The 17,719-nt window shown below is 73.4% G+C and carries 12 protein-coding genes and 1 riboswitch; of the genes, 4 read left to right on the top strand and 8 right to left on the bottom strand.

All coding sequences use genetic code 11. The features are described 5' to 3' along the window. Positions 1-69: 69 nt before the first annotated feature. The 4 genes from KGD84_RS23585 to KGD84_RS23600 all read right to left on the bottom strand — a co-directional run bounded on the left by KGD84_RS23585 (position 70) and on the right by KGD84_RS23600 (position 4,305). Positions 70-1,467, bottom strand: a complete 1,398-nt coding sequence (locus KGD84_RS23585; protein WP_220562565.1) for a GH1 family beta-glucosidase — start codon at positions 1,465-1,467, stop codon at positions 70-72. A gap of 167 nt (positions 1,468-1,634) precedes the next feature. Next, entirely contained in the window at positions 1,635-2,537 is a 903-nt protein-coding gene (locus KGD84_RS23590) for a MetQ/NlpA family ABC transporter substrate-binding protein (RefSeq protein WP_220562566.1), read from the bottom strand. A gap of 74 nt (positions 2,538-2,611) precedes the next feature. Continuing rightward, positions 2,612-3,352: a methionine ABC transporter permease gene (locus KGD84_RS23595; RefSeq protein WP_220562567.1), complete on the bottom strand. Its 741-nt coding sequence runs from the start codon at positions 3,350-3,352 to the stop codon at positions 2,612-2,614. Next, on the bottom strand, positions 3,349-4,305 hold the full coding sequence (locus KGD84_RS23600; RefSeq protein ID WP_220565275.1) for a methionine ABC transporter ATP-binding protein: 957 nt from the start codon (positions 4,303-4,305) through the stop codon (positions 3,349-3,351). Before KGD84_RS23600 ends, KGD84_RS23595 begins: the two co-directional genes overlap by 4 nt. A gap of 664 nt (positions 4,306-4,969) precedes the next feature. On the opposite strand from KGD84_RS23600, the gene KGD84_RS23605 reads away from it, so the two are divergent. After that, entirely contained in the window at positions 4,970-6,019 is a 1,050-nt protein-coding gene (locus KGD84_RS23605; RefSeq protein WP_220562568.1) for a VldE C-terminal domain-containing protein, read from the top strand. Between the two features lie 413 nt (positions 6,020-6,432). Continuing rightward, positions 6,433-7,416: a DUF3558 domain-containing protein gene (locus KGD84_RS23610; protein WP_220562569.1), complete on the top strand. Its 984-nt coding sequence runs from the start codon at positions 6,433-6,435 to the stop codon at positions 7,414-7,416. Between the two features lie 114 nt (positions 7,417-7,530). Here KGD84_RS23610 and metE read toward each other — a convergent pair whose 3' ends face one another. Then, the gene (gene metE, locus KGD84_RS23615) at positions 7,531-9,798 is read right to left on the bottom strand and encodes a 5-methyltetrahydropteroyltriglutamate--homocysteine S-methyltransferase (protein ID WP_220562570.1); all 2,268 of its coding nucleotides are present in this window, start codon (positions 9,796-9,798) and stop codon (positions 7,531-7,533) included. A 157-nt stretch (positions 9,799-9,955) separates the two neighbouring features. Then, positions 9,956-10,135, bottom strand: a riboswitch (cobalamin riboswitch). A gap of 254 nt (positions 10,136-10,389) precedes the next feature. Here metE and KGD84_RS23620 point away from each other — a divergent pair. Both KGD84_RS23620 and KGD84_RS23625 read left to right on the top strand, forming a co-directional pair. Further along, positions 10,390-11,934 (top strand): polysaccharide deacetylase family protein, encoded by a 1,545-nt coding sequence (locus KGD84_RS23620; protein WP_220565276.1) that lies wholly within the window; start codon positions 10,390-10,392, stop codon positions 11,932-11,934. A gap of 272 nt (positions 11,935-12,206) precedes the next feature. Then, positions 12,207-13,658, top strand: coding sequence for a polysaccharide deacetylase family protein (locus tag KGD84_RS23625; protein ID WP_255646767.1), 1,452 nt, complete (start codon positions 12,207-12,209; stop codon positions 13,656-13,658). A gap of 70 nt (positions 13,659-13,728) precedes the next feature. Here the strand turns inward: KGD84_RS23625 and KGD84_RS23630 are convergent, their stop codons facing one another. From KGD84_RS23630 to KGD84_RS23640, 3 genes are all read right to left on the bottom strand, one after another. Next, positions 13,729-14,862: a quinone-dependent dihydroorotate dehydrogenase gene (locus KGD84_RS23630; protein WP_220562572.1), complete on the bottom strand. Its 1,134-nt coding sequence runs from the start codon at positions 14,860-14,862 to the stop codon at positions 13,729-13,731. A gap of 9 nt (positions 14,863-14,871) precedes the next feature. Beyond that, a complete protein-coding gene (locus KGD84_RS23635; protein WP_220562573.1) occupies positions 14,872-15,798 on the bottom strand; it encodes a proteasome assembly chaperone family protein in 927 nt (308 codons plus the stop codon). Between the two features lie 128 nt (positions 15,799-15,926). After that, the gene (locus KGD84_RS23640; RefSeq protein WP_220562574.1) at positions 15,927-17,666 is read right to left on the bottom strand and encodes an ABC-ATPase domain-containing protein; all 1,740 of its coding nucleotides are present in this window, start codon (positions 17,664-17,666) and stop codon (positions 15,927-15,929) included. Between the last annotated feature and the right edge of the window lie 53 nt (positions 17,667-17,719).

Raw genomic sequence — 17,719 nt, forward strand, 5'->3', positions numbered from 1 at the left:
CCGCCGCGGCCGGGGTCACCGGCCGCGGCGGCCTTGGTCGTCCGCCCCCTCCGGGGCGGCCTGCCTGTTCTAGCGTTCCGGGAACCGTCCCGTGGCCGCCAGGCGGGAGTACCACTCGCCGCTGTCCTTGACCGTGCGCACCTGCGTTTCGTAGTCGACGTGCACGATCCCGAAGCGGCGGGAGTATCCCCACGCCCACTCGAAATTATCCAGAAGCGACCAGGCGAAGTATCCGCGCAAGGGCACCCCGGCGTGGATCGCCTCCTTCGCGGCCCTCAGGTGGCCCTCGTAGTAGTCGAGCCGGTCGGTGTCGTGGACCCTGCCGTCCTCGGTGACGGTGTCCTCGAAGGCGCAGCCGTTCTCGGTGACGTACAGGTCGATGCCGCCGCTCTCGCCGGCCAGGCGGAGCAGCACGTCGTACAGGCCGGTCGGGTCGATCTCCCAGCCCATGTGGGTGACGGGCAGGCCCTGGGAGACGTGCACCTCCTCGGGCTCGGCGCCGAGCCAGGCGCCGCCCTCGCCGCTGACCAGCGCCGGGTCCAGGCCCTTGGCGGAGGCGGCGACGAACTCGGGCGAGTAGTAGTTGATCCCGAGGAAGTCCAGCGGGGCCGAGGTGATCTTCAGGTCGCCGTCGTGGATGAAGGAGAAGTCGCTGACGGACGCCAGGTCCTCCAGCACGTCGGCGGGGTAGGTGCCCTTGAGCAGCGGGTCGGTGAAGATGCGGTTGCGCACCCCGTCGGCCCTGCGGGCGGAGCGGGCGTCGGCCGCGCTGGGGCCGTGGGGCCGGATGACCGCCTGGTTGTGGGCGAGGCCGACCCGGGAGGGGTGGCCGGTGGAGCGGATGGCCTGGGCGGCCAGGCCGTGCCCGAGCAGCAAGTGGTGGGAGGCGGCCAGGGCCGCCGCGGGGTCGCGGTGCCCGGGCGCGTGGTGGCCGTTCTCGTAGCCGAGGAAGGCCGAGCACCAGGGCTCGTTGATGGTCATCCAGTCGGAGACGCGGTCGCCGAGCGAGTCGGCCACGATCTGCACGTAGTCGCGGAACCGGTAGGCGGTGTCGCGCGCGGGCCAGCCGCCGGCGTCCTCCAGGGTCTGGGGCAGGTCCCAGTGGTAGAGGGTGGCCCAGGGCTGGATCCCGGCCTCCAGCAGGGTGTCGACCAGGCGGTTGTAGAAGTCGAGCCCGGCCTGGTTGACCTTGCCGCTCCCCTCGGGGAGGATGCGCGGCCAGGCGATGGAGAACCGGTAGGCGCCCAGGTTCAGCCGGCTCATGAGCGCGACGTCCTCCGGGTACCGGTGGTAGTGGTCGTCGGCGGGGTCGCCGGTGTCGCCGCCCAGGACCTTGCCGGGGGTCTCGGCGAAGGTGTCCCAGATGCTGCGGCCGCGGCCGTCGGCCGTGGTGGCGCCTTCGATCTGGAACGAGGCGGTGGCCGCCCCCCAGAGGAAGTCCTCAGGGAAATCGCTGCGGTTGCTCACTTGTTCGGTACGCACCTTCCATGACGAGGGGACATCGCGTATGGGAGCGCTCCCATAAAACAAGCAGACCGGACACCTTGTGTCAATCGACGAAAGTCACCCCGAAACCCAACCGTTACGAGTGGTCGGCGCGGGGCGCGGCGTCCGGACGGCGCCCCGCGCACACGTTACTCCGGGGACTCCGAGGCGGTCGGCTCGGCCTGCCCGCCGCCGACCGGGATGACGATCCCCTGCCAGCGCTCCTCCATGAAGTCGCGGACCTCCGGGCCGTGCAGCAGCTCGTCCAGCCGCACGATGTCCTCGGCGCCCGCGTCCTCCGACCGCACGACCAGCCCGTTGGCGTACGGGTTGTTCTCGGTGCCCTCCCAGGCCAGCGCGTTGGCCGTCGTCGGCAGGTCCGCCTCCAGGGCGTAGTTGCCGTTGACCACGGCCGCGTCCAGGTCCTGGAGCGAACGCGGCAGCTGCGCCGCCTCCACCGGGGTGACGGTGACGTTCAGCGGGTCGTCCTCGATGTCGTCCACCCCGGGCGAGTCCCCGGCGTCCTCGGCCAGGGTGATCACGCCGGCGTCGGCCAGCAGGTGCAGGGCCCGGCCCATGTTCGAGGTGTCGTTGGGCACCCCGATCTCGGCGCCCTCGGGCAGGTCCTCCAGGTCGGCGGCGTCCTGGGAGTAGATGCCGAACGCCTCCAGGTGCACGTCGGAGACGTAGCTCAGGTCGGCGTCGGGGTTCCCCGCCAGGTACTCCTCGAGGAACGGCACCGTCTGGTAGTAGTTGGCGTCCAGCTCGCCCTCGGCCAGGGCGGCGTTGGGCTGGTTGTAGTCGGTGTACTCGACGATCTCCAGGCGCAGCCCGGCGTCCGCGGCCAGGTTCTCGTCGATGAACTGCAGGATCTCCGCGTGCGGGGTGGGGGTCGCGCCGACGCGCAGGACGGTGAGCCCCTCCGCGTCGGTCCCCTCCTCCGCGCGCTCGCTGGGACTGCCGCAGGCCGCCAGCACGGCGGCGGCGAGCGCCGCCGCCCCGGCCCCGCGCAGCACGCGCCCCCACGGCGCCCCTGCCCTGTCTCCGGTCATCGCATCTCCTATCCAGGAATCCAGACGGGTCGGACGAATGTCGGGGGGCGGGGGGCCGGGGGGCGCGGTGCGGGTCAGCGCCGGGTGAGCCTGCGCACCAGCAGGTCGCCCAGGCTCTGCGCCGCCTGCACGATGACGATGAGCAGGATGACGGTGGCCCACAGGTAGTGGTCGTTGAAGCGCTGGTAGCCCTCGCGGATGGCCAGGTCGCCCAGGCCGCCGCCGCCGATCGCGCCGGCCATCGCCGAGTAGGAGATGAGGGCGACCACGGTCATCACCAGGCCCGCGATGAGGCCGGGCAGCGCCTCGGGCAGCATCACCTTGCCGACGATCGTGAGCCTGCGGGTGCCCATGGCGTGCGCGGCCTCGACGACCTCGCGGTCGACCTCGCGCAGGGAGGTCTCCACCAGCCGGGCGAAGAACGGGATCGCGCCGATGCTCAGGGGGACGATCGCCGCCGTCGGGCCCAGGGTGGTGCCGACCAGGAAGCGGGTCAGGGACAGCACCGCCACCATCAGGACGATGAACGGCAGCGAGCGGCCGATGTTGACGATGGCGCTGAGGACGGCGCGCACCGCGGGCGCGGGGGTGAGGCCGCCGCGGTCGGTGGTGACCAGCAGCACGCCCAGCGGCAGGCCCACCAGGACGCTGAAGATCGTCGCCCACAGCACCATGTAGACGGTGTCCTGGGTGGCCAGCCACAGGCTTGGCCACATGTTCGGCCAGTCCCGGAGGAAGGCGACGACGGCCTCCCACGGGCCCGCGGCCCCGGTGTCCGCGGCCAGGAAGAGGATGTCGGCGGTGTGGGTGGTCACTTTCCGGCCTCCTCGACCAGCAGGCCGTGTTCGGACAGGTAGGTCAGGGCCTCGGAGCGGCGGGCGCCGCGGACGTCCACGCCCAGGCGGCCCACGGACTGGCCCGCGACCTGCTCCACGCCGCCGCCGAGGATGTTGACGTCCACGTCGAAGCGGCGGGTGAGCTCGGACATGAGGGGCTCGTCGAACGAGCGGGGGTAGGTCACGACGACCGTGTCGGGGCCCGCCAGGTCCGGCAGCGGGAAGAGGGAGCGGGCCAGCAGCGACCCGGGGGTGCCGATGAGGTCGAGCACGCGGCCCGCCTCGCGGAACTCGCCGTTCTCCATGATCGCGGCGGAGTCGCAGATCTTCTTGATCACGTCCATCTCGTGGGTGATCAGCAGGATCGTCAGCCCCAGTTCGTCGCGCAGGCGGCGCAGCAGGGCCAGGATCGAGTCGGTGGTGGCCGGGTCCAGGGCCGAGGTGGCCTCGTCGCTCAGCAGCACCTTGGGGCGGGAGGCCAGGGCGCGGGCGATGCCCACGCGCTGCTTCTGGCCGCCGGACAGCTGGGACGGGTAGGCACGCGCCTTGTCGCCCAGGCCGACCAGCTCCAGGAGCTCGCCCACGCGTTCGCGGCGCTCGGCGCGGCCGACCCCGGAGACCTCCAGGGGGAAGCCGACGTTGCCCGCGACGGTGCGCGAGGAGAGCAGCGCGAAGTGCTGGTGGACCATGCCGATGCCGCGGCGGGCGGTGCGCAGCCGCGCCCCGCGCAGGGAGGTCAGCTCCTCGCCGTCGACGGTGACGGTCCCGGCGTCGGGGCGCTCCAGGAGGTTGACGGAGCGGAGCAGGGTGCTCTTGCCCGCGCCGCTCTGGCCCACGACACCGTAGATCTCGCCGGGCTCCACGTGCAGGTCGACCCCGTTCAGGGCGGTCACCCGGTGTTTCTTCAACCTGTAGACCTTGTGCAGGCCCACTGCGTCAATCACGGTCTTCCCATCGACGTTGGTCAGGGCGCCCGGGGTCGGCGTACGGGCCGTACGGGCGCGGAGCTGCTCGACGTGGGACGACGCCCACGTCAGAGCGTACGGAGCGGTCCCGGACCGGGTGGAGGCGACGCGCCGGGGCGGGCGGTGCGGCGGTCGGGGCGCGGAAATCCTCGAAAATTACCGCTCGGCCGATACCGGTCGGCCGCGGGCGTCGAGGAGGCGGGGGTCAGGCGGACGCGCGACAACAGCGCCCATCACACCACATGGGGGTGTTCGCCCAGGTGGCGGTGGGTTTCACCGGGAGTCGTCCAGAAGCCTTCACGCTCACCACTCAACCATGGGACGGCGGGTCGGTTCACCGAAATCACACCCGAGAACCGGGTTATCTGTGCCACATCGCACCTTTTGTCGGTTCGGAAACCATCCGTTCCCTCCCGTATGACCCCGGGAGTGCTTACACTCATGACCGTCCCGTTACCATCGCCCAGCGCCGATCGCCGCTCACGATGGCACGGGCCTCCCGGTCCCCGGCGACGCACCGTCGCCCCTCCTCCCCGTGCTCGGGGAGCGGTCCCGGCCGGGAAATCGACGAGATGCAGCGCCCGCCCCGCCCCGAGCCCGGGGGTGCGCGGGCCCGAGGAGCGACCACACCGTGCACCCCGATGACCAGAGCCGAGTGGACGAGTTCGCCGACTTCTGGGCTCCCGATCCGCCGGCCGCGACCTGGCGCGAGACCCTGGCCGACGCCGCCTCCGCCCTGTCCCCCTCCCGGCGCCGCCGCGCCGGCCGGGCGCGTGTCATCGCCGTCACCCTCTCCCTGGGGGCGGCGCTCGTCGCCCTGCCCCAGACTCCGGCGCTGGCCCTGCCCATGGAGCCGGAGAGCATGGAGTCCCTGCGCGAGCGCGCGGAGACCCTGGGCGAGGAGTACAACGGCGAGCTGCGCGACATGGAGGGCGTCATCCAGGAGGCCGAGCGCGCCACCGAGCGGGCCGAGGAGACCGCCGAGGAGGCCCAGGCCTCCAAGGAGCAGGTCCGCACCCTGGCGTACGCCTCCTACACCGGCAACGGCATCGACCCGTCCATGTCGCTCTTCGTCGACGCCGACCCCGACCAGGTCATCGACCGCGCCGTGGTCATCGACTTCCTGGCGTCGAGCAACCAGGACAAGATCGCCGAGCTGGAACAGGCGCTGGAGCGCGACGAGGAGGCCCAGGAGGCGGCCCAGGAGACCCTGGAGGAGGCCGAGGCCGACCTGGAGGCGCTGGAGGAGCGGCGCGAGGAGGTCCAGGCGATGATCGCGGACCACCCGAACCAGCCGATGGGCGGCCAGTACAACATCACCCCCCGGACCGAGCAGATGCGCGAGCTGGTCATCGAGGAGTTCGGCGAGGGCACGGAGGTCGGCGGGGTCGGCTGCTACCGGGCGGTCGGCGGCTGGGTCGTCGGCGAGCACCCCAAGGGCCGGGCCTGCGACTTCATGGTGGACGGCAACGGGTCGATGCCCTCCCAGGAGCAGGTCGACCGCGGCTGGGCCATCGCCGAGTGGGCCCGCGAGAACGCCGACCGCCTGGGGATCATGTACGTGATCTACCGCCAGCAGATCTGGGACGTCCGGCGCGGCGACACCGGCTGGCGCGCGATGGCCGACCGCGGCAGCATCACCGAGAACCACTTCGACCACGTGCACATCTCGATGTTCTGACCCGCTCCGGGACGGCCGGGCGCTCCGCCGCGCCCGGCCGTCCCGGGGAATGGACGGACGGAAACGAGCGGTGCACGTGATCGACACGAAACAGTGACGATTCGCTCTCGCTCCCCGGCCCCGGCCTGCCGCACCCCGGGGTGCGCCGAATAGGATGCTCACGTCCCCGGCCGGCGGCATGCACGTCGGCCGCCCCGGAGCACCACACCGGGGCCACCTGGAGACACACAGGGCCCGCTCCTCCCCCGCTCCCCCGTCCTCGCCCGCGGTTCGGTGGCCACGGAAGGCGCGCCCTGCCCGTGTGAACGTCACCGGCGTCCCTTTCGACCCGACTTCGGAAAGTCACACGAACCCACAGGCGCCGACACGCGTCCCAGACAACACGTCAACACATCATCCGGGCGAGGGGAGCCATGAGCGAAAACGGACCTTACAACCAGCCACCGCAGAACCCCTACGGCGGTGACGGCCCGGGAGGGCAGCCTCCCTACGGCCCGCCGGGCGGCCCCTACGGCGACCCCCACACGGGCGGTCAGCCGGGCTACGCCCAGCAGGGCGCGTACACGGGCGGCCAGCCGGCCTACGGTCCCCCCGGGGGCTACCCGCCGCCGCAGCAGCCCAAGAGCGGCGGCAAGGCCGCCCTGTGGGTGGTCATCGGCGGCGGCGCGGTGATCGTGGTCCTCGTGGTCGCGCTCATCGTCATGCTCGCCACCAACCGCGGTGACGAGGGCGGCACCGTCGCCTCCCCGCCGGAGGGGAGCACCGAGGCCAGCGACCCCGTCACCGACCCGGCCGGCGAGGAGCCGGTCGAGGAGCCCGCGGGCGGCGGCGGCCCGGCGGGCGAGCCCCCGTACTCGCTGCCCATCGAGCCCTGCGAGGCCCTGACCGACCGCGTGGCCGAGGGCCTGCTCATGGGCCAGGACGGCTCCAAGAGCACCAGCGACAACCGCTCCACCTGCTCCGACATCAGCGGCACCCCGCCGGAGGGCAACCCGGACACCATGTTCGGGACCTACGACGTGACGTACCAGACCCCCTACGCCGGGTCGGACTCCATCGAGGGCGCCAAGACCGACTACCAGGACGCCGTCTCCAACATCCGCGGCGAGGGCTCGTACTCCCTGTACGACTCCGAGCACCTGGACCAGGACAAGGAGCTCCCCCTGGGCGACGAGGCCGTCTTCATCACCACGAAGTACGACTTCCTCGGCCAGTTCGTCCCCCGCGCCGCCGTGCTGATCCGTTCGGGCAACATCACCATCGAGGTCACGTACACGATGAGCCCCTCGTTCAGCGCCTCCGACGACGACGTCGAGAAGTTCACGCTCCCCGACGACATCGAGGCGACCATGACCATGGCCGGCGAGGACGCCCTCGCCCTGCTCGAGTCCGCCTGACCCGGAGGCCACCGGGCGCACGGAAGAGCATGAAGGGAGGGGCCGCGGCGACCGCCGCGGCCCCTCCCCCTTTCGTTCCGGGACCGGTCCCCCCGGTGCGGCGCCTACAGGGTCCTACAGGGTCGAGCGGACCCGGCGGGCGGCCTCGACCATGTTGCGCAGGGCCTGTTCGACCTCCTCGTAGCCGCGGGTCTTCAGACCGCAGTCCGGGTTGACCCACAGCTTCCCGGCGTCGATGTGCTCCACCGCCAGGCGCAGGGACGCCTCGATCTCCTCCACCGACGGCACCCGCGGGGAGTGGATGTCGTACACGCCCGGGCCTATGCCCCGCCGGTAGCCGCGGCGGCCCAGGTCCTCCACCAGCTCCATGCGAGAGCGGGCCGCCTCGACGCTGGTCACGTCGGCGTCCAGCTCCTCGATGCCGTCGACGATCAGGCCGAACTCGGAGTAGCACATGTGCGTGTGGACGGTCGTCGACGGCGAGACGCCGGAGGTGGCCAGCCGGAAGGAGCCCACGGCCCAGTCCAGGTACTCCCGCCGCTTCTCCGCCCGCAGCGGCAGCAGCTCGCGCAGCGCGGCCTCGTCGACCTGGATGTGGCGGATCCCCGCCCGCTCCAGGTCGGCGACCTCGTCGCGCAGGGCCAGTGCCACCTGGCGGGCGGTGTCGCCCAGCGGCTGGTCGGTGCGCACGAACGACCAGGCGAGCATGGTCACCGGTCCGGTGAGCATGCCCTTGACCGGCTTCGCGGTGCGCGACTGGGCGTAGGTGGTCCACTCCACCGTCATCGGCTCCGGGCGCGAGACGTCGCCGAAGAGGATCGGCGGGCGCACGCACCGGGAGCCGTAGGACTGCACCCAGCCGTTCTCGGTGGTGGCGTAGCCCCGGAGCTGCTCGGCGAAGTACTGGACCATGTCGTTGCGCTCGGGCTCGCCGTGGACGAGCACGTCCAGGCCGATGTCCTCCTGGAGCGCGATGACCCGGTCGATCTCGGCGCGCAGGATCGCCTTGTACTCCTCCTCGCCCAGCTCGCCGCGGCGGTGCGCGGCGCGGGCCCGGCGCAGCCCGCCGGTCTGCGGGAACGACCCGATGGTGGTCGTGGTCAGTGCCGGGACGCCGGGGGCGCCGCGCTCCCGCGGCCGCTCGTGGGCGTCCGCGCCCAGGGCCTCCAGGCGGGCGCGCACGCGCGCGTCCACGAACGACGCGCCGGCCGGGGCCGGGGCGGCGGCGTAGCCGTCCCCGGTGCCCTCGGACAGCACCCTGCCCAGCAGCGCGACCTCACGGGTCTTCTGCTCCGCGAAGGCCAGCGCCGCGCGCAACTCCGGGGGCAGCGAGGTCTCGGCGTCCAGGTCGATGGGCACGTGCAGCAGCGAGCAGGAGGTGCTCACGGAGATCCCGTCGGCCAGGCCCAGCAGGGTGCCCAGGGTGGCGACGGCGGCCGGGACGTCGGTGCGCCAGACGTTGCGGCCGTCGACCACGCCCGCGACCAGGCGGGTGGAGCCCAGCCCGGAGACCGCGGTCAGGTCGGCGATGCCCTCGGCGTCGGTGACGAGGTCCAGGCCCACGGCCTCGACCGGGGACTCCTTGAGGACGCGCAGGGCGTCGGCGCCGATGGAGCCGAAGTAGGTGGAGACCAGGATCTCCGGGCGGTCGGCGAGCCCGCCCAGGACGCCGTAGGCGCGCTCCAGGTGGCCCAGGGCGGCGCGGCCCTCGTCGGTGGCCAGCACCGGCTCGTCCAGCTGCACCTGCTCGGCGCCGGCGGCGCGCAGGTCCGCCAGCACGCGGCCGTAGGCGTCCAGCAGGTCGTCGAGCAGCGCGATGGGCGACCAGCCCCGCGGGGCGTCGTCGGCGGCCTTGGACAGCAGCAGGAAGGTCAGCGGGCCGACCAGCACCGGGCGGGTGGGGTACCCGGCCTCCAGGGCCTCGCGGAACTCGGCGACGGGCTTGTCGCCGGCGACGCGCGGCCGCACGGCCGGGGAGAGCTCCGGGACCAGGTAGTGGTAGTTGGTGTCGAACCACTTGGTCATCTCCAGGGGCGGGGCGCCCTGGACCCCGCGGGCCAGCGCGAAGTAGCGGCGCAGCCGCCCGTCGGCGTCGGCGGCCGCGCACGGGTCCTCGAACCGCTCCGGGACCAGGCCGAACAGGACGGCGGTGTCCAGCACCTGGTCGTAGTAGGAGAACGTGTTGGAGGGGATGTCGTCGATCCCGGCGGCGCGCAGCCGGGCGTAGGTGTCCAGGCGCAGGCCGGCGGCGGCCTCCTCCAGGTCGGCGGCGGTGGAGGCGCCCTTCCAGTAGGACTCCTCGGCGCGCTTGAGCTCGCGGTCGGGGCCGATGCGCGGGTAGCCGTGCACCGTGGACCGCACGGCGGGTCCGGGGGTGTTCATGAAGCTTCTTCTCCCTCGTCGAAAGCCGGGCACCGTGCCCGGGGTCGGCGAGGGGGCACGCCGGTGGGGCGCCGCTCGACGGGCGCCCACGGGTGCCGACCTCGGCCCTCCCTCGGGGCACGGGACCACCGGCGGCACGGGTGCGCCGCCGGGTGGAGGCAGGTCTTCGGACTCACGGGCGCGACCGGTGGGCCACCGGTCCCCTAATGCCCGCCGCTTCCCGGTCCCCGACCTCTCCGGTCGGTCCACCAGTGCTCCATGGCGGGGGTCGTTCCCGTACACCGCTGCGGGGCAGTCCCGGATTCGCACCGGGTTCCCTCTTGCGACGCGCGCCACCGGCCCGGGATCGCCCCGGGCGGAAGGATGGCGCACGAACCTTCCACGCCTGCGAGTATAGGGAGACATCCCCTCGCCCCTGCCCCCCGGCATGCCCCCTGTGCCCCTCGCCGCCCCGGAGTCCGAACCCTCCGCCCGTGGGCGGCGTCACACCCGATGAAGACGTCGCACGGTGGCGCCCCCGCCGGCCCCGTGCACGTTCGTCTGCGAAATGGACGCGGAGAACCCCTGGTGAACAAGCTGCCCCGAACCGCCATGACCCCCGACCACCCGGTCATCACGGTGGGCGTCTCCCTCGTGGTCCTGGCCGGCATGGTGCTGTTGTCGGTGCGACCACCGGAGTCGTTGGGGGCGGGCCCGGCCGGGGGCGTGGCGCACGGCCTGGCCGACGCCATCGAGCAGCGCATCCCCGCCACCGGCGAGCCCGACGCGCTGACCGTGGTCGACGAGGCCGCCCTGACCGGGGTGGAGACGGAGGAGCTGGAGTACGACGGGGTCGCCACCGAGGTGTCCTTCCCGGTGCTGCCCAACGCCGAGCCGCTCACGGAGTTCCTGCGCGGGAGGCTGGGCGCCGACGTGGAGGCGTTCGACGCCGCCAACCCGGGCGCGGAGTCCTACACGGCGGGGTGGAACATCACCGCCGCCTCCGACGGCCTGGTCGGCGTGCGCATGACGGGCGAGGAGACCGACTCCGAGGGCACCCGGGAGTTCCACTCCACCTACTGGTACGACACCGGCGACGGCGTCACCCGCGGCTCGCAGTCGCTGCTGGCCGGACAGGACGAGCTGGCCGCCCTCAACACCCTGGTGCGCGACCGCCTCGGCGACGCCGCCGAGACGGGGACGGTGCTGCCGGTGGCGTCGCTGTACGACTCGGTCGGGTTCAACCCCGACGGCGACCTGGTCGTGGAGTTCGACACCGGGCAGGTCGCCCCGGCCGACGCCGGACCCCTGACCGCGGTCGTCGAGCGCGCCGAGTCCGAGCCGCTGCTGTCGGACTTCGGGCGCCGGGTGCTGCGCGCCGCCACCACCGGGGTCGAGGAGTTCGCCGTCTCCGCCGCGCCCGGGGAGGGCCCCGGCGTCGCGGACGAGCCGGTCCCGGGCGTCATCTCCCCCGTGGACGAGTCCGTCGACTGCGCCGACCCCGAGGTCAAGTGCGTGGCCCTGACCTACGACGACGGCCCCGGCGGGGGCACCCCCGAACTGCTGGACACGCTCGCCGAGTACGACGCCAAGGCGACCTTCTTCGTCACCGGCCTGCCGGTGATGGAGCACCCGCACACGGTGCGGCGCACCTACGCCGAGGGGCACGAGATGGCCAACCACACCCTGAACCACCCCGACCTGGCGGGGCTGGGGGCCGACGGCGTCCACGACAACCTGAACAGCGTGCAGGCCCTGGTGTACCGGGAGACCGGGTACACGATGGACCTCATGCGCCCGCCGTACGGGTCGACCAACGACGGCGTCGCCTCGGTGACCCGGGACATGGGCCTGGCCCAGGTCCTGTGGAGCATCGACACCAACGACTGGAAGGACCGGGACCCCTCCGTGGTCGCGGACCGGGCGATCGCGGGCGCCTCGGACGGGGCGATCATCCTCATGCACGACATCCACCCCACCACCATCGCGGCCTCGCACAAAATCATCCGCGAGCTGGACGCGCAGGGGTACACGATGGTGACCGTGTCGCAGCTGCTGGGCGACGCCGAGCCCGGCGAGCGGTACGTGGACGGCGTGCCCGACGAGCCGCCCTCGGACGCGCCCTCGGACGGCGCCGGGGAGGACTCCGGGGAGTAGGCCGCGCCTTCCGGGCCCCGGGCGGACCCCGCAGGGGTCCGCCCGGGGCACCGCGCGCGGCGGCGGCGGTCACCGAGAGCGCAGGGGCTGACCACATGTGGTCAGCGTCACGGCCGGGCCGCCGGATTCCCCTATGTTGCACCCAACAGCCCCGGTGCACATGTTCTGGATGAGGGAGTCCGGTGTTCTCGTCGAGCCGTACGCGTCCGCAGCAGCCCCTCCCCCGCGGGGTGGGAGCCGCACGCCGGCACCCGTGGGCGGTGGGGGCCGCCGTGGCCCTGGTGCTCCCCCTGGCCTCCTGCCAGAACCCGCCGGCCGCCGCCCCGGAGGAGGCCGACGGCGAGGCCGTCACCGTACTGGTCGACGGCCCCGGGGACGTGGTCACCGAGTGGAGCGGCGAGGGGGACGACTTCCCCGACCACCCCTACATCCCCGAGGACGTGGAGATCTCCGTCGCCCACCCGGAGTTCCCGGGCGCCGAGGCGTTCTCCACCGCCCTGCACGGGCACATCGACCGGGAGGTCATGGACTTCCGCGGGGCCAGCCGGGAGCCCGTGGGCCTGGAGATCGCCTGGGAGGTCGTGGCCGCCGGCGAGGGCGTCCTGGGCGTGCGCCTGGTCGGCACCGAGGAGGACCTGCACGGGAGGCGCCAGACGTACGCGACGTACTGGTACGACGAGTCGACCGGGCACACCGGGTACGCCACCGAGCTGCTGGCCGACGACGCCGCGCTGGCGGAGCTGAACGACCTGGTGGGCGAGGAGCTCGCGGACCACCCCGACGTGGACCCGCGGGGGCTGCTGCCGGTCATGCGCACCTACGACTCGATCGGGTTCAACGCCGCCGGCGACCTGGTCGTGGAGTTCGACGACGGGCACCTGTCGCCCGTGGTCGAGGGGCACCCGCCGGACGCGTCCCCGGGGCGGATCGCCGCGGTCATCGACGCCGAGCGGGCCGGACCGCTGCTGTCGGACCTGGGCGAGCGGGCCCGGAGCGCGTCGCTCACCGAGGAGCCGGTGCTGTCGGTGTCCGAGCCCGACACCGCCCTGGAGTCCGCCCCGGTGCCCCCGGGCGTGGTGACCGAGCGCGGCCCCGACGTGGACTGCACCGACCCCGGGGTCGAGTGCGTGGCGCTGACCTTCGACGACGGCCCGGTGGAGGCGACCGCGCACGTGCTGGACATCCTCGCCGAGCAGGAGGTGACGGCGTCGTTCTTCCTCAACGGCGACCCGCTGCTGACCCGGCCGTGGCTGGCGCGGCGGATCTACGCCGAGGGGCACGAGCTGGGCAACCACAACGACCTGCACGAGAGCATGACGGAGGAGTTCACGCCGGAGGAGCTGCCCGCGCAGGTGGCGATGGTCGGCGCGGGGATCCGCCGCCAGACCGGGTACACCGTGGAGCTGTTCCGCCCGCCGTTCGGGGCCACCGACGACGGCGTCAAGGCGGAGCTGGCCCGGCAGGAGCTCGCCGAGGTGATGTGGACGGTCGACAGCGAGGACTGGACCGGGTCCGACCGGGACACGGTCGCGGACCGGGTGGTGGACCTGGTGGAGCCCGACGGGGTGGTCCTGCTGCACGACCCGCAGCCCACGACGGTCGCGGCCCTGCCGGAGATCATCGAGCGGCTGCGCGAGAAGGGCTATGTCTTCGTGACCGCGTCACAGGCCTTCGCCCCCGAGGCCGGCGGCACCTACCCCCCGGACTGGGACGGCAGCTGGTGACACGCCGACGGCCCGGGCCGGGGCGGGATGCCCCGGGCCGGGCCGTCGGCGGTGGTCCGTGCGGTGCGGGTCAGGCGGTGGCGGCGGGGCTCGCGGCCGGCGCGGTGTCCGGGACCTCGGAGCCGACGGCGTCGGCGATCGAGGTGTACCCGGCGGCGCGGACCAGGCGGGCCAGGCCGCGGTGGACGCGGCGCGGCCAGAGCGGGCCGCCGTAGATCATGCCGGTGTAGCCCTGGACCAGGGTCGCCCCGGCCCGGATGCGGGCCCAGGCGTCCTCGGGGGTGTCGATGCCGCCCACCGCGACCAGGGTGAGCCGGTCGCCGGCCCTGGCGCGCAGGCGGCGCAGCACCTCCAGGGAGCGGTCCTTCAGGGGCGCGCCGGACAGGCCGCCGCCCCCGGCCGCCTCGACCTCCTCGGCGGAGGAGGCCAGGCCCTCGCGGGAGACGGTGGTGTTGGTCGCGATGACGCCGTCCAGCCCCAGCTCCAGGGCCAGGTCGGCGACCGCGTCGACGTCCTCGTCGGCCAGGTCCGGGGCGATCTTGACCAGCAGCGGCAGCTCCGGGCGCCCGGCCTCGGCCAGCGCCCCGCGCACGGCGGACAGGATCGGCCGCAGCCGCTCCACGCTCTGCAGGTTGCGCAGGCCCGGGGTGTTGGGCGAGCTGACGTTGACCACCATGTAGTCGGCGTAGGGGGCCAGCCGCCGGGCGCTGAGCGCGTAGTCGCCCTCGGCCTCCTCCTCCGGCGTGACCTTGGTCTTGCCGATGTTGATCCCCAGGATCGGGCCGGGCCCGCCCCGCCGGTGGTGCAGGCGCTCGGCGACCAGCGCCGACCCCTCGTTGTTGAAGCCCATCCGGTTGACGATCGCCCGGTCCTTCACCAGGCGCGTCAGGCGCGGGCGCGGGTTGCCCGGCTGCGGCTGGGCGGTGACCGTGCCGATCTCGACGAACCCGAAGCCGAGCGCGCCCAGGGCCCGGGGGCCCTCGGCGTTCTTGTCGAACCCGGCGGCCAGGCCCAGCGGGCCGGGGAACTCGCGGCCGAACGCCCGCACGGCCAGCTCGGGCTCGCGCGGGCCCAGCACCCGCTCGGCCGCCGCGGCCGCGCCGGGCACGGCGGCGGCGCAGCGCAGGGCGCCGAAGCTCACCTTGTGGATCGTCTCGGCGTCCAGGTGGCGCAGGACCGAGCTGAAGAGGATCTGGTAGAACACGACTGTAATTTAACCGTTTCCGTCGCTCTCGCGCTCGGCGAGAAAGCGTTCGAGTTCAGCGCCGAGCTCCTCGGCGGTGGGCAGGCCGGCCTCGTCGTCGGCCAGCGGGAGCACCCGGCGGTCCTCCGGGTCGGTCCGCGAGGACATGATGTCGTCGTACTGGCGCTCCAGGTTGACGACGATGCGCTGGACCTCCTCGGAGGCGCTCACCTGTTCGGCGATCTCCACGTCCGTGGCCTGGGCGACCTCCTCCAGGCCCGTGGCGGGCAGGGACAGGCCGGTGGCGTCGGCGATGTACCGCAGGGCGGCCAGCGCCGCGCGCGGGTAGGTGGACTGGGCCAGGTAGCTGGGCACGTGGACGGCGTAGCCGAGGAAGTCGTGCCCGGCCTCGCCCAGCCGGAACTCCAGCAGCGACACCGCACTGCCGGGCACCTCGACCCGGCCGATCCAGGGCGTGTGGCCCTCGACCAGCTCGGGGCGGGTGGAGTGCGGAGTGACCGTGGCCGGCCGGGTGTGCGGCACGGCCATGGGGATGCCGTGGACGCTCAGGGACAGCGACACCGAGAAGCGCTCCACCAGGCCGATGACGGCGGCGGTGAAGGCCTCCCACTCGCGGTCCGGCTCCGGGCCGTGCAGGACCAGGAACGGGCTGCCCTCGGCGTCGCGCATGCGGTACAGGGCCAGCTTGGGGGCCCGGTACTCCGTCCAGGTGTTCTCGACGAAGGTCATGGGCGGGCGCCGGGCCCGGTAGTCGACGAGGCGGTCCACGTCGAAGACCGCGATCTCCTCGGCCTCGAAGCGTTCGAACAGCTCCTCGACCATCTGCCTGCCCGCGTTGCCTGCGTCGACGAAGCCGTCCAGGGCGACCAGCATCGCCAGGCCGGCGACGTCGTCGAAACCGGGTCGGAGTTCGTACAGATCTGCTGGGTTGCGCACCGGGGTCTCGTCTCCAGAAAGCTCGGGGTTTCAGGGGGCCGCGTGGCAGTCCAACACCGACCGGCGTCACCGTGTTCCCGGTCGTCCTCGGGCCGTTCACCCCGGTATCCCAGATTACCGACCCGTATTCACCACCGCTGCCCGAGGACCCGCAGGGAGCGCAGCCGGTTGAGGAGCGCCGCGACCTCCTGCCGGCGCGGCAGCGCGTAGTCGCCGCCGAAGTCCGCGCCCAGCCGGGTGACCCCGTGTTCGGCCAGCTCGGCCTCCAGGGCGTCCAGGGCCTCGGCGAGCGTGCGGTCCCGCAGGTCGAGGGCGCGCAGGGCCAGCCCGGCGCCGATGATCTGCCCGGGGTCGACGAACTGCTCGACGGAGCGCACGTCGACGTCGTCGTCGCCGAAGACCAGCACGTCCATGTCGCGGCGCTTGATCCGGGACCGGCCGCGCGCGTCGGAGGGGTCGACCGAGCGCGGGTCGACGAGGCGGGCGCGCGGAGCGGTGAACACCGCGTCCGTCCGCTCCCGGGCCAGCTCCCGCGCGCGCTCCCCGACGTCGTGCGGGTGGTAGGCGTCCATCATGACCACGTGGTCGGCGACGTCGAAGTAGTCGCCGCTGCCGCCCATGACCAGCACCGTGGAGACGCCGTGGTCGCGGTACAGCGGCCGCACCAGGTCGACGAACGGGACGAGGGGCTCGCGGTCGCCGTGCACCAGGGCCTGCATGCGCTCGTCGCGGATCATCAGGTTGGTGGCGGTGGAGTCCTCGTCCACCAGCAGGGTGCGCGACCCGGCCTCCAGCGCCTCGCAGATGTTGGCGGCCTGCGAGGTGGAGCCCGAGGCGTTGTCGGTGCGAAAGTCCGCGGTGTCGGCGCCGGTGGGCAGGTTGCGCACGAAGGAGCCCACGTCGACCCGCTCCACCCGGCGGCCCTCCTCGGCGCGGATCTTGACCGCGTCGGCGCGGGTGACCACCAGTTCGCGCCCGTCGCCCGGCACGTGGTCGTAGACGCCCCGCTCCAGGGCGTGCAGCAGGGTGGACTTGCCGTGGAAGCCGCCGCCCACGATGAGGACGACGCCCTCGGGCACGCCCATGCCGGTGACCGTGCCCCGGTGCGGCAGGTCCACCGACACGCGCAGGCTGTCGGGCGAGGAGAACGGGACCGCGCCCTCGGCCATGGGCTCGTCGCTGATCCCGCTGCGGCGCGGCAGGACCGCCCCGTCGGCGACGAACGCGACCAGGCCCCGCTCCGCCAGCGCCGAGCGCAGGGCGACCGTGTCGGCCACGCTGTCGGCGAAGGCCCGCGCGGCGTCCCGGTCGACCGCCTCCCAGTACAGGTCGTCGACCACCCCGGGCAGGGTGTCGCAGAACTCGCGCTCGGCGGCCCGGCCGTCGATGCGGCGGCCGCGGCCGGGCAGGTCGATACCGATGCGCAGCTCCAGGCCGCCGCCCTCGGTGACCCGGCAGGAGGAGCGCTCCAGGACCTCCTGCCCGCCGGTGTCGATGCGCAGCAGCGAGCGCCGCAGCAGCCGCCCGGCCCGGCGGCCCAGGAAGTCGGCGGTGGCCCGGCGGCGCACGGGGTCGGCCCAGGCGTCCTTGGGAATGCCGGCGTCGGGCAGCGCGACCAGGATCCGCGAGGGCGGCGCGAACGGGTCGGCCTGCACCCGCTGGACGGTCAGCGTGAAGTCCCCGAAGTCCCAGTCCCCCCTGAGGGACTTGTAGCGGCCGTAGGAGTCGCCGTCCATCCGCAGCAGCTCCCGCGAGAGCCGCTCGTCGTCGCGCACCCCCTGGAGGGGCTCCGGCTCGGGCCGGCGCCCGCCGCCCCGGCCCCCGTGGCCCCCGCGCCCGCCCCGGCCGCCCCCGTACCGCTCCGCCATCTCCCGCTCCCCCGAACTCAGGTTCCGTGCTCCCCGCCAGGTTAGGCCGTCCC

This window comes from Nocardiopsis changdeensis (genome assembly GCF_018316655.1).
Lineage (GTDB): Bacteria > Actinomycetota > Actinomycetes > Streptosporangiales > Streptosporangiaceae > Nocardiopsis > Nocardiopsis changdeensis.

Coding starts and splice junctions, on each gene's coding strand:
- KGD84_RS23590 (WP_220562566.1), bottom strand. CDS start 2,537: ATGACCGGAGACAGGGCAGGGGCGCCGTGGGGGCGCGTGCTGCGCGGG.
- KGD84_RS23640 (WP_220562574.1), bottom strand. CDS start 17,666: ATGGCGGAGCGGTACGGGGGCGGCCGGGGCGGGCGCGGGGGCCACGGG.
- metE (WP_220562570.1), bottom strand. CDS start 9,798: ATGAACACCCCCGGACCCGCCGTGCGGTCCACGGTGCACGGCTACCCG.
- KGD84_RS23610 (WP_220562569.1), top strand. CDS start 6,433: ATGAGCGAAAACGGACCTTACAACCAGCCACCGCAGAACCCCTACGGC.
- KGD84_RS23620 (WP_220565276.1), top strand. CDS start 10,390: ATGACCCCCGACCACCCGGTCATCACGGTGGGCGTCTCCCTCGTGGTC.